The sequence below is a fragment of the Tardiphaga sp. P9-11 genome, assembly GCF_008329525.1.
Classification (GTDB): Bacteria; Pseudomonadota; Alphaproteobacteria; order Rhizobiales; family Xanthobacteraceae; genus Tardiphaga.
Window position 1 is genome coordinate 176822 of record NZ_NPKQ01000007.1, and the last position, 25682, is coordinate 202503.

General features: G+C 61.5%; 17 protein-coding genes, 1 tRNA gene and 1 pseudogene. 12 read left to right on the top strand and 7 right to left on the bottom strand.

Features of this window, described 5'->3' with window-relative positions:
• Positions 1–214: 214 nt before the first annotated feature.
• Genes CIW50_RS21725 through CIW50_RS21740 form a run of 4 tightly spaced genes read left to right on the top strand, consistent with a single transcriptional unit; the run spans position 215 to position 5258 of the window.
• A complete protein-coding gene (locus tag CIW50_RS21725; protein WP_149533258.1) occupies positions 215–1303 on the top strand; it encodes a hypothetical protein in 1089 nt (362 codons plus the stop codon).
• 42 nt (positions 1304–1345) lie between these two features.
• Entirely contained in the window at positions 1346–4120 is a 2775-nt protein-coding gene (locus CIW50_RS21730; protein ID WP_149533259.1) for a xanthine dehydrogenase family protein molybdopterin-binding subunit, read from the top strand.
• Positions 4117–4647, top strand: a complete 531-nt coding sequence (locus CIW50_RS21735; RefSeq protein WP_089264269.1) for a (2Fe-2S)-binding protein — start codon at positions 4117–4119, stop codon at positions 4645–4647. Before CIW50_RS21730 ends, CIW50_RS21735 begins: the two co-directional genes overlap by 4 nt.
• 47 nt (positions 4648–4694) lie before the next feature.
• Entirely contained in the window at positions 4695–5258 is a 564-nt protein-coding gene (locus tag CIW50_RS21740) for an Isoquinoline 1-oxidoreductase subunit (protein WP_502707525.1), read from the top strand.
• Between the two features lie 1227 nt (positions 5259–6485).
• On the opposite strand, the gene CIW50_RS21745 is transcribed toward CIW50_RS21740, so the two are convergent.
• A complete protein-coding gene (locus tag CIW50_RS21745; RefSeq protein WP_149533261.1) occupies positions 6486–6719 on the bottom strand; it encodes a hypothetical protein in 234 nt (77 codons plus the stop codon).
• Positions 6720–6945: 226 nt separating this feature from the next.
• Between CIW50_RS21745 and CIW50_RS21750 the strand changes: the two genes are divergently transcribed.
• Both CIW50_RS21750 and CIW50_RS21755 read left to right on the top strand, forming a co-directional pair.
• Positions 6946–7284 carry a hypothetical protein gene (locus CIW50_RS21750; protein ID WP_149533262.1) on the top strand — a complete coding sequence of 113 codons (339 nt, stop codon included), beginning with the start codon at positions 6946–6948 and terminating at the stop codon, positions 7282–7284.
• Between the two features lie 93 nt (positions 7285–7377).
• A complete protein-coding gene (locus CIW50_RS21755) occupies positions 7378–7785 on the top strand; it encodes a hypothetical protein (RefSeq protein ID WP_149533263.1) in 408 nt (135 codons plus the stop codon).
• A gap of 142 nt (positions 7786–7927) precedes the next feature.
• Here CIW50_RS21755 and CIW50_RS21760 read toward each other — a convergent pair whose 3' ends face one another.
• From CIW50_RS21760 to CIW50_RS21775, 4 genes are all read right to left on the bottom strand, one after another.
• The gene (locus CIW50_RS21760; protein ID WP_149533264.1) at positions 7928–8179 is read right to left on the bottom strand and encodes a dihydrofolate reductase family protein; all 252 of its coding nucleotides are present in this window, start codon (positions 8177–8179) and stop codon (positions 7928–7930) included.
• A gap of 89 nt (positions 8180–8268) precedes the next feature.
• Positions 8269–9756, bottom strand: a complete 1488-nt coding sequence (locus CIW50_RS21765; RefSeq protein WP_149533265.1) for a hypothetical protein — start codon at positions 9754–9756, stop codon at positions 8269–8271.
• A gap of 668 nt (positions 9757–10424) precedes the next feature.
• Positions 10425–10501 (bottom strand) — tRNA-Arg (locus tag CIW50_RS21770).
• A gap of 271 nt (positions 10502–10772) precedes the next feature.
• A complete protein-coding gene (locus tag CIW50_RS21775; protein ID WP_172980420.1) occupies positions 10773–11186 on the bottom strand; it encodes a hypothetical protein in 414 nt (137 codons plus the stop codon).
• Positions 11187–11634: 448 nt separating this feature from the next.
• Here CIW50_RS21775 and CIW50_RS21780 point away from each other — a divergent pair, with 448 nt between their 5' ends.
• The 6 genes and pseudogenes from CIW50_RS21780 (at position 11635) to CIW50_RS21805 (ending at position 22871) form a co-directional block, all read left to right on the top strand.
• Positions 11635–16854, top strand: a complete 5220-nt coding sequence (locus CIW50_RS21780) for an alpha-2-macroglobulin (RefSeq protein WP_149533267.1) — start codon at positions 11635–11637, stop codon at positions 16852–16854.
• A gap of 221 nt (positions 16855–17075) precedes the next feature.
• Positions 17076–19085 (top strand): annotated as a pseudogene (pbpC, locus tag CIW50_RS21785) (penicillin-binding protein 1C); the annotation flags it as partial.
• 50 nt (positions 19086–19135) lie between these two features.
• A complete protein-coding gene (locus CIW50_RS21790) occupies positions 19136–20878 on the top strand; it encodes an ArnT family glycosyltransferase (protein ID WP_149533268.1) in 1743 nt (580 codons plus the stop codon).
• Positions 20878–21720 carry a phosphatase PAP2 family protein gene (locus CIW50_RS21795; RefSeq protein ID WP_149533269.1) on the top strand — a complete coding sequence of 281 codons (843 nt, stop codon included), beginning with the start codon at positions 20878–20880 and terminating at the stop codon, positions 21718–21720. Before CIW50_RS21790 ends, CIW50_RS21795 begins: the two co-directional genes overlap by 1 nt.
• A 56-nt stretch (positions 21721–21776) precedes the next feature.
• Positions 21777–22532, top strand: a complete 756-nt coding sequence (locus CIW50_RS21800; protein ID WP_149533270.1) for a glycosyltransferase family 2 protein — start codon at positions 21777–21779, stop codon at positions 22530–22532.
• Positions 22533–22871, top strand: coding sequence for a lipid-A-disaccharide synthase N-terminal domain-containing protein (locus CIW50_RS21805; protein ID WP_149533271.1), 339 nt, complete (start codon positions 22533–22535; stop codon positions 22869–22871).
• Between the two features lie 20 nt (positions 22872–22891).
• On the opposite strand, the gene CIW50_RS21810 is transcribed toward CIW50_RS21805, so the two are convergent.
• Together CIW50_RS21810 and metC are read right to left on the bottom strand one after the other, a co-directional pair.
• Positions 22892–23893, bottom strand: coding sequence for a helix-turn-helix domain-containing protein (locus CIW50_RS21810; RefSeq protein WP_149533272.1), 1002 nt, complete (start codon positions 23891–23893; stop codon positions 22892–22894).
• A gap of 417 nt (positions 23894–24310) precedes the next feature.
• Positions 24311–25513: a cystathionine beta-lyase gene (gene metC / locus CIW50_RS21815; protein WP_149533273.1), complete on the bottom strand. Its 1203-nt coding sequence runs from the start codon at positions 25511–25513 to the stop codon at positions 24311–24313.
• Positions 25514–25682 lie beyond the last annotated feature (169 nt).

Genomic DNA, 25682 nt, shown 5'->3' on the forward strand with positions numbered 1-25682 from the left:
TACGTGTAGCTTCGAACCATCAGCGCATTGCGTGATTCGTAGCGTTTTTCTTATCCAGATCAGTTGCATTCGAGAGCATTCCGCCCATCACGGCGTGTTTGTTTTCATCAACTATGTCGCGACCATTTCTGCTGAATGGAAAGGCAGATTTTTAAGAAGTGCTGCGTTAGTCGTGACAGGAGCATTCGCCAACATGACTCGGGGGAGTCCGGATATGACGTATCGCCACGCTGTCACTCTTGCAGCTGCCCTGTTGGGGGGCATCGGCGCCGCCCATGCCCAGACGCTGCCATCCTACATGGCGCCGATTTCCGGGCTGACCGCGACAACGCCTGCCGAAACCGCCACCAAGGACATGCTTGCGCTCAACACTGGCATGTTCGAGCTCTACGGCGACGCAGCGCAGGTATTTCGCGCCAATATCCTTGCCAAGCATCCCGTGATCCTCGGCCTGTTCTCCGGCGCGGGCGGCAAGTTCACGCTGTACCAACCCGGCAAACCGCCGCTCGACGCGCCCTCGGTGCCGATGGTCTATCAACTGCTGAAGTCGGTCGGCCACAGTACCATGGCACTGGCCGAGGTGGTCGGCCCCTATGTGAACAATCCCGACAACAAATCCTGGCTCGGCTCGATGAAGGCCTATCGCAGCCGCATGCAGTCGGCGCTGGATGGCCTCGATCTCACGCCGATGCAGGCTGACTGGCGCGACAACAATCGCACCATCCTGCAGAACAACCTGGCTTTCATGGACGCGTGCATCGCCAAGGGCGTCATTCCCTTCGATACGCTGGAGACATTTGGCAAGAAGCAGGCGCCGTTCCTTGCGAAGAACGTGACTTGGGCCGCGCAGACCCAGGTCAATCACTGGATGACCGTGCTGGGCGACTGGAAGAAGATGCTGGGTCCCGATTGGGACAAGGCCTATGCCGCCAGCAATACGATCTATGTGGCACGGCAGAACAACGTGCTGTTCAGCGTGCTTGCCCAGTTCTTCCCGCCGGAGGCCATTAACGATCGCCTGCTTCTCATAGAGACCGTGTCGTTCACGACTACGCAGGCAGACATGCTGGAGTCGTTGACGCGCATTATCGCGGATCGCTCCGTCGGGTCGCTGTTCTTCGGCAATTATCATTTGATGGACTACGAATTGATGGGGGGCGACGCGCGCGCTGCCATCATCGCCGAGAGCGCCAAGCGCGGCATGACGCCGTTCCTGCCGCCAGTGGTGCCGTTCGGCTCCAACCAGTGGCCGACACTGATCACGACTGGACCGGGGCCGGCCACCATCGCCGACCTCAAATAAACTTCGCCGAACGGCAAGCAACGGTCGATCATGGGTGAAGGCATGGGAACCTCGCGGCGCGAGTTCATGAAGTGGGTGTCGGCGGGCGGTATCACGCTCAGCCTGTCGCGTCTGGCTGCGGCCGAGCAGGTGGCATTCCCCGTACGCGAGACATTGCCGGGGCGGGGCAAGTTGAATCCCGCGATCGGCGGCGCCGGTCGTGTCGACGGTGTCGCCAAGGTCACCGGCTCGAAACTGTATGCGTCGGATTTTCGCGCGAATGACCTGCCGGGCTGGCCCGAGAAAACCTCGCATGCGATTCTGGTGCGCGCGCCGGATGCCACCCACGTCTATCTCGGCATGGATCTCGCGCGGCTGAGCGGGGCGCTGAAGCCCACGGTGATTGTCACCGCCGCAGATCTCGCCAGGATCAATACCCGCGTGCCCGCCTACTATGAGGGCGATCTGTTCTGTCCCATCGGCAAGACGCCGCTCTATATGGGCCAACCCGTTGCGCTTCTGATCTTCGAGACGTTCGACGTCTATGACCGTGCCCGGATTGCCTTGCGCGACGGGACCTTCGTGCAGTTTGGCGAAGAGACCGGCCCAATCGTAATGCCGAATTATGCGGCGTATCGTTTCACCCGTGTTGCCGGCGCCACGCCCGATGCGCCCGATGTCTACTCGCCGGTCCTTGCCGGCTGGGTCACGCCCGGCCGTACCCAGGCGTCCGCGCTGCCGGTATGGTCATCGACCGCGCACAAGAACGAGGCCGGTTACGAGAAGGCTGCGGTCTATGGCGACCAGATCCGTGCCGAGATCGCCGCCAGCGAGTCTTCGGCTCTGGTACTGGACCGCACCTTCGATACGCAGTCTGTCGATCCGATGTTTATGGAGCCGGAATGCGGGCTGGGTTGGTACAGCGCAAAAGACAAGGCGCTCGAACTGGTGCTGGGCGTGCAGTCGCCCTATGAAGCGGCGGAATCAATCGCGTTTCTGCTTGGCGAAACCAAGGCGTCGTTCAAGCCGAGTGCGATCAACGCGCAATTCGCCTATGTGGGCGGCGGTTTCGGCGGCCGCGACCATACGCCATTCATTTTCTATGTGACGCTGGCGGCGATATTCTTCCCGGATCGTCCGGTGCGGCTGGCGCACGATCGGTATCAGCAGTTTCAGGCTGGCATCAAACGCCACGCCATCAAGATGCGCTCGCGCATGTCTGTCGATCGCGCCTCTGGCAAGATCACGGCCTTCGCCGCCGATCACGTGCTCGATGGCGGTGGTCTCGCCAATTTCTCGGCCAATGTCGCCACCTGTGCCGCGACGGCCGCGATTGGTATCTATGACGTGCCGAAGGTCGATGTGACGACTGTGGCAGAGCATACCCGCGGCGTAACCGCGGGCTCGATGCGCGGCTACGGCTCGCTGCAGACCATGACCGCGCTGGAAGTTCTGATCGACGAGGCGGCGCTTGCGCTCAAGCTTGATCCCATCGACTTCCGGCGGCGCAATGCCCTGAAGCAGGATGGCCGCACCATGACCGGCAATCCCTACATCGTCTCGGTGCGGAGCCTGGAGGTTCTCGACAAGCTGGAGCAGCACCCGATCTGGCAACGACGTGCGGCGGAGAAGGCGCGTGCCGCGAGCGGCGTGCTGGTTGGCACGGGGGTGGCCTGCGTGACCAAGGATTATGGCACCGGGGGTGATAGTTCGAACGGTCGCGTTGAACTTGGCCCCGACGGCAGGATCGCGATCTTCTGCGACCACGTGGAGATGGGCAATGGCATCGGCACGGCATTGGCCAGTCGCGTGGCATTGCATCTCGGCGGCATCGCCGATGAGGTGGCGGTGTCGCAGGTCGGTGTGTTCGATGCACTGGAGCTGGTGACCTCCGGCGATTGCTACACTATGGATCAGAAGACCCAGGACAAGGCCGAAAAGGATCCGCGCTGGGTGCCGTCGATCAGTTCGGCGACCTCGGCCTCGATCGGCGCCCATGTTGGAACGCATGCAGCAGCAGAAGCCGCGCGGGTGATCTTCCGCTTCGGTCTGTGGCCGGCAGCGCTGGCGCTCTGGAATATCGGCCCGCGCGATCCGCGCGCCAAGGATTTTGCCAAGGTACAGTGGAAGGACGGTCAGTTGACCATGGCGGGACTGCCGTCGCTGCCGCTGGCGAAACTCGCCGCGACCGCCCATGCGCGCAATCTTGTCACCGGCGCCGTGGCGCACGGGTTTTCGCGCTGGGCGTGGGCACGCGCACGTTTCCCCATTAATGGCGAGCAGTATCGCGCCGAGATCGACGGGCTCGCGCTGCGTCGCGGCGCCGGCAAGTTCACGCGCATCAACCGCAGCAGCGTGCTGTTCCCGCCGACCGACAACAACCGGATGGGTACGGCCTATACAGCGGCATGCGGTGCAACAGTCCGGGTCGAGATCGAGAAAGCGACCGGCGCGCTGCGCATCGCCAAAGCCTATACCGCATTCGAATGCGGGCAGGCGCTGGTGCCGGAGGTCGTGATTGGCCAGGCACAAGGCGGCTTCGCCATGGGCGTCGGCTACGCACTTTTGGAAACGCTGCCGCCGTTTGAGGGCGGACCTGGCAACGGGCAATGGAATCTCGGTCAATACCTGGTGGCGCGCGGATCGGATCTGTCGCTGCGCGATGTGGAGATCGAGCTGATGCCGCCGCTGACACCGGACGAATTGCCGAAAGGCATGGCCGAGGTGGTGATGATCCCCATCGTGCCGGCATTGCTCAACGCCATTCATGACGCCATCGGACACCGCTTCGCGGCGTTGCCGGTGACACCGGCCATGCTCAAGGGAGCGCTCGCGTGACGACACTGGGCATCACCATCAACGGACAGGTCCATGCGCCCACCGAGGTGCGCGACGATCTCTCCATGAACGACTTCCTGCGCGAATATCTGGGCATGACCGGCACCAAGTTCGGCTGCGGCGCCGCGCAGTGCCTGAGCTGTGTCGTGATCGTCGACGAGCCCGACGGCACCTGCCACACCAATCCAACCTGCGTGACCTCGGCGGCAAGCTTCCATGGCAAAACCATTCGCACGGTCGAGGGTCATGCGAAGAACGGCGAGCTGTCGCCGCTGCAGAAGGCCTTCATCAGGCATTTCGCATTCCAGTGCGGCTACTGTACCGCCGGCTTCCTCAATGAAGGGCAGGTGCTGCTCGAACAGCTGGCCAGGACGCCTGTGCCGCGCGCGGGCCTTGAGGAGCGCATCGCCGAGGCGCTTGACGGGCATCTGTGTCGCTGCACCGGCTACTTCAAATATCATGAGGCTGTGCTCGACGTGATCCTCAGCGACGCGAAGCGCTATCTCATTCAGGAGCCGCGCGGATGAGAGCCGAAACGCGCGTCAAAACGCTGGTTGTCGTCGCGACGCTCGGCATGAGCATGTTCACGGCCTATGCCGCCGGGCAGGGCGCGTCGAAGGGGTTGGCCAGCCCGGAGAGTTTCAATGGCATCGCCGATACCAATGCACGCTCGGCGGCGATCTTCACTGAACTCGGCAAGGTGCTGACCCATCCGCGTTGCGTGAACTGCCATCCGGCCGGCGACGTGCCGCGGCAGGGCGATGCGCGCCGCCTGCATCAGCCGCCGGTGACGCGTGGGCCCGATGGCCACGGCACCGCGGCCATGCGCTGCAACTCCTGTCACAAGGATGCCAATTTCGAACCCGGCCGCATCCCCGGTCATCACGAATGGCACCTCGCGCCGGGCGAGATGGCATGGGAGGGCAAAACCGTCGCCGAGATCTGCGCACAGATCAAAGACCCCGCGCGTAACGGCGGCCGCAAGGTCGAGGATCTCATCGACCATATCGGCAAAGATACGCTGGTTGGCTGGGCCTGGGCGCCGGGTTACGGACGTGCGCCTGCGCCGGGCACACAGGCCGAGGCGGGCGCTCTCGTGGAGGCCTGGGCGAGGACCGGCGCAGCCTGTCCGGGCTGATGCCACGACGCTGTTTCATTGCAAATGATGGGATCCCAGCAGGATTCGAGCGCAATGCCCGCCGGTTCACGCCGGCGGGTCTTTTTTTGCTCCATGCTGAAACCAACCCGATCTACGAATGTTGCGGATTTGCTGGGTGGCCATCCATAGGAGCGCATCCATGTGTGATTATAGCCTGCACGCGGTCGCTACCCGTCCCGCAGAGGTGGCGGATATGTTAGTGTCGACCAAATTTTCTTCGACGATAACTCGCGGCTTCGCAAGTGTGGACGATCCTCACGTCGCAGTGTGTCTTCGTCCGGGTACCGAAATCGCCTTTGAGGACGACGTCCGAGTCCATGGGAGGATTTTTAGCCGGAACGTGCGCGATCGACTCGCCCGGTTCCGCCAAATAGACGTGGGCCAATCTCATCATCACCACGATGCGCTCGAATTCTCGAACGGCCAGATCGTTCTCGTCACAGATCTCAAGCCTGGGCAAAGGGCGATCGTGTTGCAACTACCTGTGAGCACGGTAGTCGAAAAGACTCGAACCCGGGAGCCTGCCGCGCCGCTCGCCGGGATCATCCCCTGACGCGCGATATGGCAAAGCCCGCCGGTTCACGCCGGGGCCTGGCGTAGGCGCTGGCAAGTTCGGGTTGCCGGTCTTGCTTAGAAGCTAGCTTCTCCGTCTGTTTGGGCGTCGGCATGCGCCAGCTTGCGGGTAGGTCACTCACGCTCTCGATAAGAGCATAAGAAGAACAAGAATCGAGTCCGTTGAGGTTGAATTTTGCCGGCCCACCGTGTCCGGGTGACGGCGAGTGGTCTCGTCATCCGGCCAACTGCTTATTCTACGTTCCAGCTGACGCGGCCGCGACTACTACCTACGGGGGCGGTCTCGCCAGCTTGCAAGACAACGCGACACCTGCTGCTTTCGCAAGCGAACTCGTCGGACCAGGTCACTACGACCCGGCGACCGCAGTTGTTTGTGAAGCGGCCCGGATTACGCGAAAAATCGACGCAATTTGCGGCGGCGGGTTCGCTCGGCAATATGGTGAAGGCCGCAGCAGTTCCCATCGTGAGGATGCTGAGACATACAACGCGTTTCATCATCGGTTTCATTCCCTAGTGTACTTCAGAATCGCCGCCACGCGACGACAGCTGACACTCAAGGAATCTCGGCGTGAGGCCATCCCCCAAACGGGTGATTCAGCAGATCACGTTTATCCTTGCCATGACGAGGGCGGATCAGAGCAAGGCTGGCTTCTTTGCTGCGAAGAAATAGATCAGACCATAGACCGGAATGAAGATTGAGAGCAGCGCGTGAAGTATGGAGCCATTTGATACGCCACGAACAACGCCCAGGATGGGGCTGGCGAGCATTATGATCGCCACAACCCAGTGCCATACGGATAATGAACCCACCAGCTGCTCCTTACTTTTATGGATGCCGCAGCAGGCCGACATGCTGCGATCGCGCATATCCTCCGCATCAATCCATTGATGATGCCCAGGACGAGCAAAACTCGCCGTCCGCCCGGCAGATTCGGCGATCGCCTGTAATTCTTATTTGCAGCCGAAACTATTGCAGCCCGGGCGGCCCGCATGCGTGCGCACGAATCCGCTCGTGCTCGGAGCATAGATCGCGCGAGCTGGCCGGCTGTGGGTCTGATAGAAATTGGCGCGGGGTGTGTGGACATAATTCGAGTTGCTGCTGGTCGTTGACCGGCGGGTGGCCGCAGCAGCATCCTCAAATGTCGCGACGCATATCAATCCAAGCCCTATGATCGCCAGCGACAATTTCATCATAATATCGTTCCTTAAATGCGGTTGGGGAGAGATCGCAAGGAGGGCGGAAGATTGCTGGCGGGTTCAATTTTCAGGTGTTAGTTCCGCTCATAAAGAACATGAAACGCTAGAGCCTTTGCGGGCGGGCATCATCCCCCAAACAGGTGATGCGCAAATCAGAATCGTCCAGAGGGTGGCGCTTAATACGAACGCGCTATTGGTGCGCATCAAAGGGAAGATCGACCGACGGCAGTGTTAGTTGCGGCCCGTTCCGACTACGCGTACGCTGCCAGCAACGAGTGATCGACGCGCTAATTAAGTTAGCGCCAGCAACGAATGCGGAGGGTTAGTAGTGGAACGTCTTTATCCGACGCTAGCAGCAATAAATCGCGCGGTTGATCACATCATCGTTCAGAACTATTTCGTGTCATTCTATATGTTCATGCTGGTGTTGGCAGTTGGTGGCGTGTTTGCTCTTCTTCATGGCATTCAGCGGCAGGGCGCAGCATCCCTTACGGACACCAAAGATTGGGCCAGCCTCCATGGGATGAAATTCACCATTCATCCGAACGGAAAGGTAGAGGTCGTATCATCTGATGGGCTCAATATGTTGAGATCAACCAAGTCTTTGAAGTTGGCGTTGGTAAAACGGCTCAAGACCCTAGGACTGCAAATCGATCATTCTGACCTTGATGCGATCATCGAAAGGGAAGCAAGCAGGATAAAAGATCCGAAGCTCGGGACTCAGACAACGATTTAATCTTAGATGTCCCTACTTGATCCGGTCGTGGAGCGTCATTTTGAAATGCGCGCAGATGCGACGGCCTTCTTGAAGAGTGCAGTAACGTTGGCTACGCCACACCGGGGAAGGGGTTCACGAGAGTGATCAATTGAACAGCAAGCTACACGCCCGCCGGCACGGTCGGTCCACTAGGCAGCGGTGCGACCTTCTCAAACGTGCCGCCGACGGCAATCGCCGAATGCGTCATGGCCGTGTCGCCCCTGTCACCCGGGCAATGCATATAAAGCTTCTCAAAAGAGCCTCCGGGGAAACTCGTAGCAACTTTCCCGTCCAGAGAGGAGAACTGCAAGAAGATCGGGCCACAAGCGACAAACAGGGCCAAGAGGAAGAGTGAGAGCTGTTTCGTCAACATTTACTTCCCCTTACGTTTCGGATTATTTCGAGCGCGGATAGGTGCGCACCTAAAGCGAGTGCGCAAGAAATGATGCCATCGCCGTGGCCCTATTGTGGAACCTTGGCAGGGACGTCGGAAGCACAGGTCGCCGCGACGGCCGCCATGTTTCCATTGACCCATTTGGTGCAGGACGGGTCCATACGTGTTGCATCGCCTATTGCAACGACGGCGAGTTCAGCGCCTGGAGTCAGGCTAACGGTTGGCGGCAACAGTGCATTCTGAACCCGTTGGATTTCTCCAGAAGGGTGAAGCTGAGCAAAGCTCACGACATAGTTAGTGTGCCAGTTGTAGTTTGAATTTATGGACACCGTCCGGCCGAACAGGCTCTTCGCCGACCCTTTTTCGATGAATGAACTCATTTCGTCCTGATATCGAGATATCTCAGATAAAGGTGTGAAAGCTCGTCCAACGTAAACGGAGGCGAGCACGATTAGAGCCAACGAAGGACCCGCCAAAGAGCCGACGAACGGGACAACAGGTCTATACGTTAGCGCGTGTGCCAAACGCTTAAATGGGGCTAACTCCATTGTGAGAACCGCGACAACGACCAAGCCGAGCGTCCCGGTGAGGAAGCCAGCCTTCTTCACGGCGTAGGGCGATCCAAGACCAAAGAAGTAAAGCAGCGCAAACTGGAGAATGGGCGGGACAACGACTCCAATAATAATTGCAATTAAAGCGACAGGATCCACGAGATTCGATCTGGGAGACACGATGATAAGCAGCGGCACAGCAAGGAGGATGAGAAAAAGAACGCTTATAGCCATAGTTCCGTTTGAAATTGAAATACCGCCATCATTTGCGGCAATGGCCTTCATGTCGGTCATGGCCGGGTGGAAAAACGCAATCGCTGACAGCACCGCCGCAGTTAAAGTGAATTCGAGAAGCCGTATAGTTATGCCCTCAAGACGTAGGGACGGACGAAGCCGTAGAACCGCTGCGGCCACGGCGAGGTGTACCGCACTCAACGGAAAGAACCATCCGACCACAAAGGTGAAGCCTGAAGAGACTGTCAGCCAAAGGGGGAACTGCCATCTGGCCTTCGCCAAGATAACAAAGCAGGTCAAAAGCGCTGCCGTCCCAGCGAACTGGCCATAGAAGAAGTTTGCGACGATCTCGTTACCAACAACGAAACGATGCTTTCGAAGCGTGGCGCACAAGATCGCGAGCACAATGAGGGATGCCACTGTTTCGGCGGGGGATGTTCGGCGCAGGAGATATGACAGCGCCAGACACGAAGCGATTAGCGCGACGGCATTTACGACCAACATTCCGCCGAACGTCGATCCAATCGTGAGACCGACCGCAGCGCCGACGGCATGTGCAGCAGGCGGGTAATAGGACATACTCGCTAGGAAAGACGACGACGGAAGGGGCCACTGACGCTGCTCGATCAACTGCGTAGCAAATGCGTGATGTATCCCCGCATCAACACCGACGCTGAAATCCTTCATTCCAACAAATGCAAACACGATGATCGAAACGGCTGCGATTGAGAAAATCTGAACCGCGCGAGGGTTGATTGACGGAGCTGGCATGACTCTCCCTAAAGGTTGCCAATCTACATACGCGCGCCATTCGCGATCAACTAGAGATCGCTTCATCGACCAGAATCATCAGGAGATGCGCGTATGCAAAGCCATCTCTAGGACGTGCCAAGCGATATAGAGGCCGCCGCCGGCAACAAGTATCTTGAACTGTAGACCCTGCCAGCGTCCGGACTTCTCCTATCGCTCGCGGAGATCCTTTGAGATGAAGGCAAGGACGTCTGGATGGTCTGGAAAAACCTGATCTTGGCCGCTCTGCGTGACCAAGTAGCGGTAGTTCGACGCTATGCCGCCCACCAACCACTTAACGTTTCTACTCACTGACGGACGCGGGGCCTTCGTGTCCGCGGCGAGCTTTGGCAACTGGTTCAGGAACGCGGGCCGAGCCGCTAACATGCCGGCTCGCTGCACACCGCACGGTCTGCGCGTGGCCGCCGCCACCTACTTTGCAGAGAAGGGCGCCATCGATCACTAGCTGATGGCGTGGTTCGGCTGGACCTCGATTTCGCAAGCGCAAGTCTACACAAAAGCGGCCAGCCGCAAACTCACGGCGCGGGAGGCCGGCAAGCTCATTACGGGAACAGGAGTTGGCTCACCGGCTGATCCAGTAGCCATAATGCACCACAAGTTACTGAAAATATTGGAGTTTGGAAATGACATGGCGATCCCAGCAGGATTCGAACCTGCAACCCACGGAGTAGAAATCCGTTACTCTATCCAGTTGAGCTATGGGACCGGCTGGGCCGTCATATCATCGTCGGTATGGCTTGGACAGACCGGGTGAATTGGCCGGATTCGGACCCGGGTTTCAAGCGTTAGGGCGGTTGGTGAGCTGGCCTTTGTCTTGCTGATTGAGCGGTGAAACCGCGATTTTAGCCAGAAAGTGTGCCGACGTGATCCGCTTTTCGTCCCAAAACCGAACGCCCGTCTGTACCTTTGACGCCGCTTCAGTTCCTGTCCCGTTCGGGGATCGTCTCGCGGATTCGACGTTGGCAGGCTGGCGGGTCCTAAAGCTCCGACGACGGGGGCCGAGATGGTGGCTTGCCGTCCTTGCCATTGTCATCGGAGATGCCGCGCTGGCGGGGATCGCCTGGCTCGCCGTCGACCTCGTCCTCAAATAGCTGCTCCGGGAAGCCGTATTGCCGGGTTACGAAACGGCCGGCAATATAAGAGATCTGGCACGCGATCAGACATCCCGTCGTGACCGCCACACCGCTCAGCGCCGAAAATCCCTGGCTCCATGTCATGACGGCGGACAGGACGGCGACCAGCACGGTCGTCACGATAATGACCCACAGGGGGCCAACGAGTCCGACGGCGAGGCCCGCCAGTGAACTTGTCGCCAAAAGAAGTTCGATCATGATGCGATGCGCCCATAGGGACCAGGTGGTCGGGCGATCGCCGTGATCGTCCGGTGCCACAAGGCACACCCATCTGACCGCAGCTGGAAGAATTGAGTACCGGTTATGTCCGGCCATCCCCAGCGGGCTGTTTTTAGTCTTAACGTGTCGCGTTTGATTAAAACGCGCGGGGGGACAACCGGCCGGGCCGGTCGTTCATGCCCGGATGACGCATCGTAAAACCGTCACCAAAATCGACCGGGTGTGCTCGAACCGTTTCCCACACAGGGACGACCAATCGGCGGTGATGTGGCTTTGCTTTCGGCAAGGCGCGCCGCCATGATGCGCCGCGACTTACGGCTGGCGTTGCGATTTGAGTTATCCAGGTTTGTCACATGATGTTGCCGGCGATCACCGTGTCTCGCGTTGCGCTGGTCGAGAGACTCGCGAACAAGCTGGCCATGAGTCCGTCACCGTTTTTACGCACATTTGAATCCACGCGGCATTCGTCCGCGCAGGGGAGTTGTCCATGATTGGTCTGGTTCGCGCCGTCAGTCTCTGCGCCACGCTGGCGTTCGGCCTCGTTTCGGCTCAGGCGGCCGACAAGGCGTTCCGACGGGACGAACTGGCGGATTCCGCGATCAAGCTCGAAGCGCAGATCAAGAGCGAGGCGGGGCCGATTGCCAAGAGTGCGGCGACCTTGCGCACGGACGCCGACGCGGCCTTCAAACGCTCGGATTTCCGCGCCGGGCTGCAGACGCTGGGCCAGATCGTGGCGATTGCGCCGGATGACAGCGCCAACTGGCTGCGGCTGGCCAAGACCATCTTCCAGATCCGCCCGGCAACCTCCTCGGAAACGACCTTCCTGCGCGAGCGCGCCGCTACCGCCGCCTATATCGCCTATCAGCGCGCTGGCAATGCCGGCGAGGAGGCCGAGGCGCTGGCCGTGCTCGGCCGGGCCATGGAAGAACGCAAGCTGTGGCGCCCGGCGCTGGACGCATTGCGCCAGTCGCTCGAGATGCGCGAAGTCGCCGACGTCCGCGGTCAATACGAGAAGCTGCGCGATGATCACGGTTTCCGTCTGCTCGATTACACCGTGGACTCGGATTCCGCCTCGCCGCGGGCCTGTTTCCAGTTCTCGGAAGAACTCGCCAAGCGGGTCGATTTCGCGCCGTTCCTTGCGCTTGCAGGCAGTGACAAGCCGGCACTGACTTCCGAGGAGAAGCAGCTCTGCGTCGAAGGCCTCAAGCATGGCGAGCGCTACAATATCAACCTGCGTGCCAGTCTGCCGTCGACGGTGAAGGAGAGTCTGCCGAAATCGGCCGAGTTCAACATCTATGTGCGCGACCGCAAGCCGTTCGTGCGCTTCACCGGCCGCGCTTATGTGCTGCCGCGTACCGGCCAGCAAGGGATCCCGGTTGTCTCGGTCAATACCCAGGCGGTCACGGTCAATGTGTTCCGGATCGGCGACCGCAATCTGATCAACACCGTGATCGGCAGTGACTTCCAGACGGCGCTGAGCAAGTACCAGCTCGACAGCCTCGGCGACGAGCGCGGCGTGAAGGTCTGGGCCGGTGAGTTGGCCACGGCCTCAACGCTCAATGCCGATGTCACCACGGCATTCCCCGTCGATCAGGCGGTCGGTGAGTTGCAACCCGGCGTTTATGTGATGACGGCGGCGGCCAAGGGCCCCGGCTCCGGCAGCAGCGATGACGACGGTTCGCTGGCGACCCAGTGGTTCATCGTCTCGGACCTTGGCCTCACAGCTTTCTCTGGCAATGACGGCATCCACGTCTTCGTCAATTCGCTGGCCTCCACCGACCCGATGGCGAAGGCAGACGTACGCCTCGTGGCGCGCAACAACGAGATCCTCGCGACCAGGAAGACCGACGACTCCGGCCACGTGCTGTTCGAAGCGGGTCTCGCCAAAGGCGAGGGCGGCTTGTCGCCGGCGATGCTGACGGTGACATCAGACAAGAACGACTATGCATTCCTCAGTCTGAAATCGAATGCCTTCGACCTCTCGGATCGCGGCGTCTCCGGCCGCGCCGTTCCCGCTGGCGCCGATGCCTTCGTCTATGCCGAGCGCGGCGTCTATCGCTCCGGTGAGACGGTCTATCTCACCGCGCTGTTGCGCGACGGACAGGGCAACGCCGTGACTTCCGGTCCGATGACCCTCGTGGTCGAACGGCCGGATGGCGTCGAGTTCCGCCGCGCTGTCCTGCAGGATCAGGGCGCAGGCGGTCGCAGCCTGACGCTGCCATTGAACTCCGCGGTCCCGACCGGCACCTGGCGTGTCCGTGCCTTCACCGATCCGAAGGCGCCATCGGTCGGCGAGACCACTTTCATGGTCGAGGATTACGTCCCGGATCGGATTGAATTCGACATATCTTCCAAGGACAAGCTGATCAAAGCTGATGCTCCTGTAGAACTTAAGGTCGATGGTCGCTTCCTCTATGGCGCGCCAGCCTCGGGCCTGCAACTCGAAGGCGATCTGCTTGTCAGCCCTGCCGCGAATCGCCCAGGATTCGCCGGCTACCAGTTCGGCGTTGCCGACGAGGAAAGCGGCAGCAACGAACGCACGCCGATCGAGAATCTGCCCGAAGCTGACGCTAATGGCGTCGCCACGTTCCCGGTCAGCCTCGCCAAGCCGCCGTCTTCGACCCGGCCGCAAGAAGCGCAGATCTTCATCCGCATGACTGAAGCCGGCGGCCGCGCTGTCGAGCGCAAGTTCGTGCTGCCGGTTGCGCCCACCGCGCCGATGATCGGCGTGAAGCCGCTGTTCAAGGACAAGAATGTTGCCGAGGGGGACAATGCTGCCTTCGACGTGGTGGTCGTGTCGCCGGAAGGAATGTCGCTGGCGCGCAGCGGGCTTCGTTACGAATTGCTCAAGATGGAATCCCGCTACCAGTGGTACCGGCAGAATTCGTCATGGGATTACGAACCGGTCAAGTCCACCAAGCGCGTGGCCGATGGTGACCTCACCGTCGCCGCCAATGCCCCGGCCCGTATCGCGCTGCAGCCGCAGCCCGGCCGTTATCGGCTCGACGTGAAATCCAATGAAGCCGACGGCCCGATCACTTCGGTGCAGTTCGATGTCGGCTGGTATTCCGACGGCAGCGCCGACACGCCGGACTTGCTGGAGACCTCCATCGACAAGCCGGAATATCTGTCGGGCGACACCATGACCGTGTCGGTCAATGCCCGCACCGCCGGCCTTCTGACAATCAACGTGCTCGGTGACCGCCTGCTGACCACCCAAAGCGTCGCGGTCAAGGAAGGCCAATCCCAGATCAAGATCCCGGTCGGCAAGGACTGGGGCACGGGTGCCTATGTGGTGGCGACGCTGCGCCGGCCGATGGACTCTGCCGCCAAGCGGATGCCCGGCCGGGCCATCGGACTTAAGTGGTTCGGTATCGACAAGAAGGCGCGCACGATCGACGTGGCACTGTCGCCGCCAGCACTGATCCGGCCGAGCACGACCTTGAAGCTGCCGGTGAAACTCGGCGGGCTCAATCCCGGCGAGGACGCCAAGATCGTGGTGGCTGCGGTCGATGTCGGCATTCTTAACCTGACCAATTACAAGCCGCCGGCGCCGGATGACTATTATCTCGGCCAGCGCCGCATGACGTCGGAAATTCGCGACATCTATGGGCAGCTGATCGACGGGATGCAGGGCACACGCGGCCAGTTGCGCACTGGTGGTGACTCGGCTGGCGCCCAGATCGAAGGCTCACCGCCCACGCAGAAGCCGATGGCGCTGTATTCGGGCATCGTCACTGTGGCGGCCGATGGCACCGCGCAGATCGAATTCGAAATTCCCGAATTCGCCGGCACTGCCCGCGTGATGGCCGTGGCCTGGACCGCGACCAAGCTCGGCCGCGCCACTGTCGACGTGACGGTGCGCGATCCCGTGGTGCTAACGGCAACGCTGCCGCGGTTCCTGCTGTCCGGTGACAAGGGCACCATGAGCTTCGATCTCGACAATGTCGAAGGCGCGGCCGGCGACTACACCATCGCGGTGAAGACCTCTGGCCCCGTAAAGCTCACGGGCAATCCGGCCACGACAGTGAAGCTCGCCGCCAAGCAGCGGACCTCGATGGCGCTGGCCATCGATGCTTCCGGTGCCGGCACAGCGCAGTTCGATGTCGATATCAAGGGACCGAACGGGCTGACACTGGCACGGCATTATGTGCTGGACGTCAAGGCGGCTACGCAGGTGCTGGCGCGCCGCTCGATCCGCACGCTGGCGAAGGGCGAGAGTCTAACGCTGACATCGGACATGTTCTCCGATCTCGTATCCGGCACCGGCGGCGTCTCCCTGTCGGTCAGCCTGTCGACGGCGCTGGATGCCGCGACCATCCTGAAGGCGCTGGACCGCTATCCGTATGGCTGTTCCGAGCAGATCACCAGCCGTGCAATGCCGTTGCTCTATGTCAACGACCTCGCGGCTGGCGCGCATCTGGCAATGGACACCGGGGTCGATCAGCGCATTAAGGACTCGATTGATCGGCTGCTGGCACGCCAGGGCTCTAATGGCTCGTTCGGCCTGTGGTCGGCGGGCGGCGACGACGCCTGGCTGGACGCCTACGTCACGGACTTCCTGACCCGCGCCCGCGAGAAGGGGTTTGTGGTGCCGGATGTGCTGTTCCGTGCTGCGCTCGACCGCGTACGCAATTCGGTCGTCAATGCTGACGAGCCGGAGAAGGATGGCGGCCGCGATCTCGCTTACGGCCTCTATGTGCTGGCCAAGAACGGTACCGCGCCGATCGGCGACCTGCGCTATCTCGCCGATACCAAGCTGAAAAACCTGGCGACGCCGATTGCCAAGTCGCAGCTGGCGGCGGCACTGGCGTTGGTCGGTGACCGGGCCCGTGCAGAACGCGTCTATGCGGCGGCCGTCGAAAGCCTCGCGCCGAAGCCGATTATCGAATTCGGCCGCGTCGATTATGGTTCGGCGCTGCGCGATGCCGCGGCATTGGTATCACTTGCCAGCGAAGGCAATGCGCCGCGCGCAACGCTCACGCAGGCCGTCCAGCGCGTCGAAGCCGCTCGCGGACTGACGCCCTTCACCTCGACGCAGGAAAATGCGTGGCTGGTGCTGGCGTCGCGCGCGCTGGCCAAGGAAGCCAACACACTGGCGCTCGACGTCAACGGCTCACCGGTAAAGACCGCGCTCTATCGCAGCTACAAGGCCTCGGAGATGGCGGGGCAGCCGATCAAGATCACCAACACCGGCGACACACCGGTGCAGGCGGTCGTCTCGGTCTCCGGCTCGCCGATCACGCCGGAGCCGGCCGCATCCAACGGCTTCAAGATCGAGCGCAATTACTTCACGCTCGACGGCAAGCCAGCCGATGTCACCAAGGCTAAGCAGAACGACCGTTTCGCCGTCGTTCTGAAGGTCACGGAAGCCAAGCCGGAATATGGACACATCATGGTGGCCGACTATCTGCCGGCCGGTTTCGAGATCGACAATCCGCATCTGGTGTCATCGGGTGACACCGGCACGCTGGACTGGATCGAGGATGGCGAGGAGCCGGAGAACACCGAGTTCCGCGACGACCGCTTCACGGCGGCGATCGACCGGAAGAGCGACGACAAGGCGGTGTTCACGGTCGCCTATGTCGTGCGTGCGGTTTCGTCCGGCAAATACGTGCTGCCGCAGGCCTATGTGGAGGACATGTACAATCCGTCGCGTTACGGGAGGACGGGCACGGGCACGATCGAGGTAGCCAAGGCGAAATGAGCGAGGGCACGTCCACGTCACAGCCACTAACGCCACATGCGGTGTCATCCCCGGGCTTCGCCGAGGGATCCACCTTGCCGACCGGTGACTGCGAGAAGATCGATGGGCGGGTCGAGCCCGGCAATGACGTGGGGAGGGGTTGGCGTTTCATCCGACGGCGATCGGTCAGGGGAGTATTTGTCACTGTGTCCGCGTTTGTGGTCCTGAGTGGTGCAGCCCTCGCCGCATGGGTGGCCTCCCTTGGTCCGCTTCCGCTCGACCAGGCCCGCAAAATCTCGACCACCGTCATCGACCGCAACGGCAAACTCCTGCGCGCCTATGCCATGATCGACGGACGCTGGCGGTTGCCGGTCGACGCGAAGACATCCGTCGACCCGGGCTATCTCAACATACTGCTGGGCTATGAAGACAAGCGCTTCTATAGCCATCACGGCGTTGACCCTCTGGCGCTCGGCCGCGCCGCGCTGCAGCTCGTCACCCGCGGCGAGATCGTATCAGGCGGTTCGACCATCACGATGCAACTCGCGCGGTTGATCGAACCACGGCAGCAACGCTCGATATCGGCTAAATTCAGACAGGCCGTCCGTGCGCTGCAGATCGAGTGGCAGATGAGCAAGGATCAGATCCTCGATCTCTATTTGGCGCTGGCGCCGTTCGGCGGCAATCTCGAAGGCATTCGCGCTGCGTCCATCGCCTATTTCGGCAAGGAGCCGAAGCGGCTGTCGCTCGCCGAGAGCGCGCTCCTCGTAGCTCTACCGCAATCGCCCGAGAATCGCCGGCTCGATCGTCACCCCGGCAATGCCCGCGTTGCGCGTGACCGCGTGCTGGAACGCATGGTGAGCGAGGGCAGGGTAGCCTCAGCCGATGCCATGCAGGCCAAGGCCATTAGTGTGCCTAAGCTGCGCAAGCCGATGCCGATCCTGGCGCCGCATTTGGCGGATCAGGCGACGTCGCTGCACAGGGATCGTCCCATCATCAAGCTGACACTCGATGCCGGTATTCAGCGCGCGCTGGAAGGCCTCGCGCGCGATCGCGCGACAGCACTGGGCAACAACATCTCCATCGGCCTCATTGCCGTCGATAATGAGAGCGGCGACGTGCTCGCCCATATCGGCTCGCCGGATTATTTCGATGATCGCCGCGCCGGACAGGTCGATATGACCCGTGCCGTGCGCTCGCCCGGCTCGACGCTAAAGCCGTTTATCTACGGCCTCGCTTTCGAGGACGGCTTCGTGCATCCGGAAAGCCTGATCGAGGATCGCCCTGTTCGCTTCGGCAGTTACGCGCCGGAGAATTTCGACATGAGCTTTCAGGGCACTGTGCCGGTGCGTAAGGCGCTGCAGCTCTCATTGAACGTGCCGGCGATCGCGCTGCTCGATCGTGTCGGCGCATCACGTCTGTCATCAAGGCTGAAACAGGCCGGTGGCAATCTGGTGCTGCCACCGGGCGAGGCACCCGGTCTGGCCATGGGCCTCGGCGGCGTCGGCATCACGCTGCAAGACCTCGTCCAGCTTTATGCGGGTGTGGCGCGGCTCGGCAGCTCCAAACCACTGCGCGAGATCATGCAGGCCAATGGCGGCGACGATCGCGAGCCTTTGCGATTGATGGATTCGGTCGCTGCCTGGCAGGTCGGCAATGTGCTGATCGGCACGCCGCCGCCAGAGAACGCCGCGCATAACCGGATCGCCTTCAAGACCGGCACCAGCTACGGCTACCGCGACGCTTGGTCGGTCGGTTTCGATGGCCGCATGACCATCGGCGTCTGGGTCGGCCGTCCGGATGGCGCGCCCGTGCCCGGACTGGTTGGCCGCACGGCCGCAGCCCCGATCCTGTTCGATGCCTTTGCCCGCATCGGCAAGCTGCCGGCTCCGTTGCCCAAGGCGCCCAAGGGCGTGCTGATGGCCAGTAATGCAAAATTGCCGCTGCCGCTGCGTCGGTTCCGCCCGGTTGGCGAGTTGATCCGGACCGGCAGCGATCAGGCCTTGCACATCCAGTTCCCGCTGAACGGTTCCCGGATTGATGCCGGTGGCGGCGAGGGGCAGCTTTCGGCAGTGCCGGTCAAGGTGGCCGGCGGGGTGCTGCCCATGACCGTTCTGGTCAACGGCATGGCCGCCGGGGAACTCGACAGCCGGCGCCAGCGGCTGGTCGATCCGCCCGGTCCGGGCTTCGTCCGGTTGACGGTCATGGACGCCATGGGCGCGGCAGACACAGTTGTGGTCAGAATTCAATAAGAGTGGGCTAACTGGTTGTCCGATCGGTGGTTTCAGCGTATGCGACAGGCATGGCCGAGACCTATCCAAGACCCCGATTTGGCGCCCCGCGCGAGCCGAAAACCCGTGTCGATCCGGGCAGCAGACTGGTGCGCGTGCTGGACTTTGTGAGCTTAGGTCACGCTCGCGCGGTCGCGTTCCTGGCCATTGTCGGGTTCCTGTTCTTCCTGCCGGGCTTCTTCACGATCCCGCCGATCGACCGCGACGAAGCCCGCTTTGCGCAGGCGACCAAGCAGATGGTCGAGACCGGCGACTTCGTCGACATCCGGTTCCAGGACGAGGTCCGCTATAAGAAACCGGTCGGCATCTACTGGATGCAGGGGGCCGTGGTGGAGGCAGCCGATGCGTTGGGCCTTCAGAACGCGGAAGTCCGCATTTGGCTCTATCGCGTGCCATCCCTGATCGGCGCCATTGGTGCAGTACTGCTGACCTACTGGACCGCACTGGCTTTCGTGACGCGGCGCGGTGCGGTGCTGGCCGGGCTGATCATGTGCAGCTCGGTCTTGCTCAACGTCGAGGCGCGTCTCGCCAAGACGGATGCGATGCTGCTGCTGACGGTCATCGCCGTGATGGGCGCGATGGCCCGAATTTACCTGGCATGGCAGCGCGGCGAGGAGGCCGACAAGGCCCGCTGGCAGGAGCCGGCGGTGTTCTGGACGGCGATGGCGATCAGCATTCTCGTCAAGGGACCGCTGATCCTGATGTTCGTGGCGCTGACGGTCATCGCGCTGGCGATCATGGACCGCTCGGTCGCATGGCTGTGGCGTTTGAGGCCATTGATCGGCGTCGTCTGGATGCTGCTTCTGGTACTGCCCTGGTTTGTCGCTATCTTCCTGAAGTCAGGGCAAGCGTTCTTCTCAAATTCGCTGGGCGGCGACATGCTAAGCAAGCTGGCCGCGCAGGAATCCCACGGCGCGCCTCCTGGCACGTATTTCCTGCTGTTCTGGATCACCTTCTGGCCCGGCGCTCCGCTGGCCGGTATGGCCACGCCTGCCATTTGGCGCGCGCGGCGCGAGCCCGGCGCACAATATCTGCTGGCGTGGCTGATACCGTCCTGGATCGTGTTCGAAGTCGTGATGACCAAGCTGCCGCATTATGTGCTGCCGCTCTATCCGGCGATCGCCATCCTCGTCATCGGAGCGCTTGAGCGCCAGGTGCTGGCGCGCAATTGGCTGGCGCGCGGCGCGGCCTGGTGGTTCGCGATCCCGGCGCTGACTGCTGTGATCGCCGAGATCGGCGCCGTCGCGATCGTCCGCCATCCGGTGTTTCTGGCCTGGCCCTTTGCCGCCGCAGCGCTGGTTTTCGGCCTGTTTGCCTGGTGGCTGTATGACAACGCGCGCGCAGAACGCTCGTTGCTGAATGCGGTCGTGGCCTCACTGTTCATGAGCGCCGCCTTTTATGGTGTGCTCCTACCATCGCTCCGGCCATTGTTTCCGAGCGTACAGATCGCACGCGCCCTGCGTAACGTCGTCTGCGTCGGCCCCAAGGCTGCTGCGGCGGGATATCACGAGCCGAGCCTGGTGTTCATGACCGGCACATCCACACAACTCACTGATGGCGCCGGCGCGGCGGATTTCCTCGGGCAGGGCAGCTGTCGCTTCGCGCTTGTCGAACTGCGTTCAGAGCGCCAGTTCGCAATGCGCGCCGAGGCTATCGGCCTGCGCTACAACATGGCAACCCGCATCGACGGCTATAACTTCTCGCAGGGCAAAGCGATTTCGGTGGCCATCTATCGCTCCGAAGGGACCGAGTAATGGCCGCCCCGGACAAATCGCAGCCACAGACCTATCTGTCGCAACTTGTTGCGATGGTCTGGCAGTCGTTCGCACAGCTTGTTCGCGCGCCGTCGCATTCGCGGCGTGAAGCAGCTGCGCGTTACTGGGCGCGCCGCTCGCTGATGCTTGGCGCCGTGACTGCCCTGATCATCATCGCGTTGATGTTCATCGTCGATGCTACCGAGATCGGACTGATGCCAGCGCGCGGCACGGCTGGTCTCTGGCCGCTGCGCATCTTCACCGACTTGGGTAAGGACGAGTATGTTCTGCTGGCGTTGTGTACGGTCATGATCATCCTGGCGCTGTTGACGCCGCTTCGACGTGGTACCTCTCGGGCCGTGCTGGTCAGTTTCGGAACGCGGATCCAGTATGTTTTCCTGTCGGTCGCGCTCTCGGTCTTCGCGGCTGAAATCATAAAGGGCGTGCTCGGCCGCGGCCGGCCTTTCGTCAGCGGCGTGGCTGACCCTTTTCACTTCTCACATTTCGCATGGACGCCGGCCTATGCCAGTTTCCCGTCGGGCCATGCGACCACGAGTTTCGCATTGGCTTTCGCGGTCGCTGCGCTCTGGCCACGGCTGCGCACGGTGATGATCGTCTATGCGGTCGCGATCAGCGCCAGCCGGCTCGTTCTGCTGGCGCATCATGCCAGCGACGTGGTCGCTGGCGGACTGGTCGGCTGGATCGGCGCCATGACGGCACGATACTGGTTCGCCGCCCGGCATCTTGCCTTTACCATCCATCAGGATGGCACGATCGATCCGTTGCCAGGACCGTCCGCCAGCCACCTCAAAAGGGTTGCCCGCGGGGCCGTGGCCCCATAAGAAGCGATCTTCGCTGGGCTGGCTGCGACAAGTTCCGGCATGACCGCCTCCCAACCATGAGCTCCGATTTGTCCGCTCCCGAAGTTGCCCCCGTCGACGTTTCCATTGTCGTGCCCGTGCGCAACGAGCAGGACAACGTCGCGCCTCTGATCGCCGAGATCACCGCGGCGCTCGACGGCCGCTGGCTGTATGAAATCATCTACGTCAATGATGGCTCGACCGACGCCACGCCTGCGCGACTGGCGGAACTGATGCTGGCGCGCAGCAACCTGCGCCGCATTGATCACGCTGTATCATCCGGCCAGTCGGCTGCCGTGCGCACTGGGGTGCGCAACGCCCACGGCGCCATAGTGGCGACGCTGGACGGCGACGGGCAGAACAATCCGGCGTTCCTACCTAATCTGATTTCCGCGATCCAGGAGGGTGACGGCCGCGTCGGTCTTGCCGCCGGGCAACGGGTCGGCCGCAAGGATACCGGTTTCAAGAAAGCGCAATCAAAGATCGCCAATGCCGTGCGCAACGCGATCCTGAAGGACGGGACACGCGATACCGGCTGTGGCCTGAAGGCATTCCGCCGCGATGTGTTCTTGTCGATGCCTTATTTCGATGGTTTGCATCGCTTCCTTCCGGCGCTGGTGCGCCGTGAGGGCTTCGACATCGCCTATGTCGATGTCACCGATCGGCCGCGCCATTCCGGCGTCTCCAATTACGGATTTTTCGATCGCCTCTGGATCGGCATCATGGATCTCGCCGGCGTCTGGTGGTTGATCCGCCGCAAGCGTACGACGCCGGTCGCAACCGAGTTCAAGTAAATGCTGATTCAATATGGCCAGGCGCTCGGCGACTATATCTACGACGTATTCGTCGCGAAGTTCGATTTCTGGCTCGCCTTCGGCCTGATCGCGCAACTGCTGTTCACCGCACGGTTTCTCGTGCAGTGGATCTCCAGCGAACGTGCCGGACAGAGCGTCGTGCCGATGGCGTTCTGGTTCTTCTCGATGGCGGGCGGTTTCATGACGTTGATCTATGGCATCGCCAAGCGCGAGCCGGTGATCATCATGGGGCAAGCCTTTGCCACGGTGATCTATGTCCGCAATATCATGTTGATCATCAAGAATCGCGGCAGCGGATCGAAGACGCTATCGAACTGAGAGTCCCACAACGCCGTCCGTCATCCGGCCACAGTCATCCACCACTGCTGGACCACTTCGGGGCTGGTGAGCTGGATGGTCGCCGAGGCGTCGAGCTGTGATTTTCGATAGGCGCTTGCGGTGACGCCAAATCGCGTGCGGAAACTTCTGCTGAAATGGGCCTCGCTGCTGAACCCAAGATCCGACGCGAGGCGCGATAGCCGACGGGTTTCGAGCGGATCGCTGAGCGCAGCCTGAACGGCGAGCAGCCGGCGTTCCTGAACATGGCGCATGACGCCGCCGCGGCTCACGAAGATGCGGTAGAGCGACGCCCTCGAAATATCGAGCTTCAGCGCCAGCCAGTCGGGCGATAGCTCTGACAATCCAAGATTATCCCGGATCGCGGCCTCGGCAAGCGCCAGGACGTTTTCGTCGGCGTCTTTCCGTTGCGTGAAGGGATCGTCCGGTGACGGAGCGAGAATCCTCTTCAGGAACTCGACTGTTTCGGCCACGGTGCTTTCGACATCGGCTTCGATCAGCTGAGCGGAGCGTTCCTGCAACGACAGTATGTGTGCAGCAAGTAGATCGTTCCGGAACTTGTCGAGCCGCGGTGTCAGCGTGTCCAGCGGTACGTCGGCGAGCAGTTTGCGCGGAACGATGAGCGATACCGTGTTGGATGCGAAGGCGCGCGTATCGATCGTGTAGGCGAGATCGATCAAGGCAACCTTTCCGGGCCCGATCATGGTCTGCTGCCGCGTAACGGAGCCGTTGAAGCCGCCGCTGACATAGAGATGTAACAGCAAGTGGTCCGGCGTCGCGGCGATGCGCTGCTCGTCTCTGACGAAGTTCTGCGCGTTGAAGGCGACCTTGGCGATGATCATATCGCCAATGATGATGCCCGATGCGGAACCGGTCGGCGTCTTCTTGGTGGGACCACAAGGGCGGGGCGCGAATAGCGGTGCGATCACCGCACTCCAGGTCGCGAAAGCATTGGGCTCGTCCAGTCCGGTGGTGACGTAATAGAGGCGAGGAAGCGCTGACATGCGGGTGTTTGCTGAGCTGATACTTAAAAAATGTCTATTCTCAGGTGGATATCGAAATCGAAACTCACGCCTCCCGACGTCTGGCAAATCACCAGGTTCCTGTTCCGAAATGCCGTCAGTGTCGTCTTACCGCTGAAGCAATCACGTAGCAGCAACGCCAACTTGAGACGCAGGATCAATGGAAAACGCTTCGCCGGCTGTAGCTGCGCCGAATAGCGATGTCCAAACATTTCTGAACTGCCCTAAAAGGGCGTTAGCGCTGCGCAGGCATTGGATGGGGAATCCGGCCTAGTCGTGCGTAGCGTTCCATGGCGATGCAACGGCGCTGCGGCGAGCCTGTCACGTCGCCGGCACCGCCGCAGCACACGTCGAAACATCGCGCAGCGAAATAAGGAGGGGCGGGCTAAAGTCCCCTTGTTAAGCGGTCGCCGCCGCGTTGAACGCCGCAAAGCCGCGCTCGAGATCGGCCTTCAGATCATCGACGCTTTCCAGGCCGATATGAAACCGCAGCGCCGGACCGCCGGGTGCCCAAGTCGTCGCGCTCCGATAGTCCGAGCAGTCGAACGGGATGACGAGACTCTCGAAGCCGCCCCAGGAATAACCCATGCCGAACAGCTTGACGGTGTCGAGCAGGGCATCGACGGCCTTTTGCGGCGATGGCTTCAGGATGATGCTGAACAGACCGGATGCGCCGGTGAAGTCGCGCTTCCAGATCGAGTGGCCGGGATGGTCCGGCAAAGCGGGATGCAACACCTTCAGCACCTCGGGGCGGGTCTGAAGCCATTGCGCCATCTCCAGCGCCGAGCGCTGATGATGCGCGAGCCGCACCGACATGGTGCGCAGACCGCGTAGCGCGAGAAAAACGTCGTCCGGCCCGGCACATGTGCCGAGCAGCTTGATGCCCTCCTGGATCAGCGGCCAGGCCGCGTCATTGGCCGAGATGGTGCCGAACATGATGTCGGAGTGACCGCCGATATATTTGGTTGCTGCCTGGATGCTGATATCGACGCCCTGTTCGAGCGAACGATGATACAGCGGTGTGGCCCAGGTATTGTCGTCGAGCACCAGCACGCCGCGCGCACGGGCAATACCGGCGATGACGGGCACGTCCGGCATTTCGAAAGATTGCGACCCCGGTGCTTCGACCATGATGGCACGGGTATTCGGCCTGAACAGCGCTTCGATGCCAGCGCCGATCAGCGGATCGAAATAGGTGGTCTCGATGCCATAGCGTGCCAGCATGCCGTTGCAGAAATTGCGCGTCGGCCGGTAAGCGCTATCGCTCACGAGGAGATGATCGCCTGCCTTTAGCACCGATAGCAGCGCAGTCGATATCGCGGCGAGGCCCGATGGCACGAGTCCAACGCCGGCGCATTTGGGGCCTTCCAGCGCCATCAGCGCTTCCTGCAACGCCTTGGTGGTCGGCGTGCCATGGCGGCCATATTGAAACTCGCCGCGATGCGCATGGAGGTCGTCGGCGGTCGGATACAACACCGTAGAGCCGCGCACGACCGGCGGATTGACGAAGCCCCGCTGCGATTTGGTGTCGCGGCCAGCGGTGACGATCACGGTGTCCGTGTCGAGCGAGGTGGTGCCGTGATTGTCGTTAGAAGCTGTCATAATGGGAGCCGCCGGTCTGCAGGTTTGTACGGCCATCGGCGCCTCGGCTGCCGAACGGCTTGTTCCTCCACTAAGCGGGTGGGTAAGATGGTCGTCAACCCCTTGACCCGGCTAGCTGATCGTTCTCTGTTGCGTGAATCGTCGATCTCTTGCGGCACGTTGATGGGCC

What these genes read in the sequence shown, in the direction of transcription:
- CIW50_RS21725 (WP_149533258.1), top strand. Translation starts at nt 215, where the DNA reads ATGACGTATCGCCACGCTGTCACTCTTGCAGCTGCCCTGTTGGGGGGC.
- CIW50_RS21730 (WP_149533259.1), top strand. Translation starts at nt 1,346, where the DNA reads ATGGGAACCTCGCGGCGCGAGTTCATGAAGTGGGTGTCGGCGGGCGGT.
- CIW50_RS21740 (WP_502707525.1), top strand. Translation starts at nt 4,695, where the DNA reads ATGAGCATGTTCACGGCCTATGCCGCCGGGCAGGGCGCGTCGAAGGGG.
- CIW50_RS21745 (WP_149533261.1), bottom strand. Translation starts at nt 6,719, where the DNA reads ATGCGCGATCGCAGCATGTCGGCCTGCTGCGGCATCCATAAAAGTAAG.
- CIW50_RS21760 (WP_149533264.1), bottom strand. Translation starts at nt 8,179, where the DNA reads ATGTTGACGAAACAGCTCTCACTCTTCCTCTTGGCCCTGTTTGTCGCT.
- CIW50_RS21765 (WP_149533265.1), bottom strand. Translation starts at nt 9,756, where the DNA reads ATGCCAGCTCCGTCAATCAACCCTCGCGCGGTTCAGATTTTCTCAATC.
- CIW50_RS21780 (WP_149533267.1), top strand. Translation starts at nt 11,635, where the DNA reads ATGATTGGTCTGGTTCGCGCCGTCAGTCTCTGCGCCACGCTGGCGTTC.
- CIW50_RS21790 (WP_149533268.1), top strand. Translation starts at nt 19,136, where the DNA reads ATGGCCGAGACCTATCCAAGACCCCGATTTGGCGCCCCGCGCGAGCCG.
- CIW50_RS21795 (WP_149533269.1), top strand. Translation starts at nt 20,878, where the DNA reads ATGGCCGCCCCGGACAAATCGCAGCCACAGACCTATCTGTCGCAACTT.
- CIW50_RS21800 (WP_149533270.1), top strand. Translation starts at nt 21,777, where the DNA reads ATGAGCTCCGATTTGTCCGCTCCCGAAGTTGCCCCCGTCGACGTTTCC.
- CIW50_RS21805 (WP_149533271.1), top strand. Translation starts at nt 22,533, where the DNA reads ATGCTGATTCAATATGGCCAGGCGCTCGGCGACTATATCTACGACGTA.
- CIW50_RS21810 (WP_149533272.1), bottom strand. Translation starts at nt 23,893, where the DNA reads ATGTCAGCGCTTCCTCGCCTCTATTACGTCACCACCGGACTGGACGAG.
- metC (WP_149533273.1), bottom strand. Translation starts at nt 25,513, where the DNA reads ATGACAGCTTCTAACGACAATCACGGCACCACCTCGCTCGACACGGAC.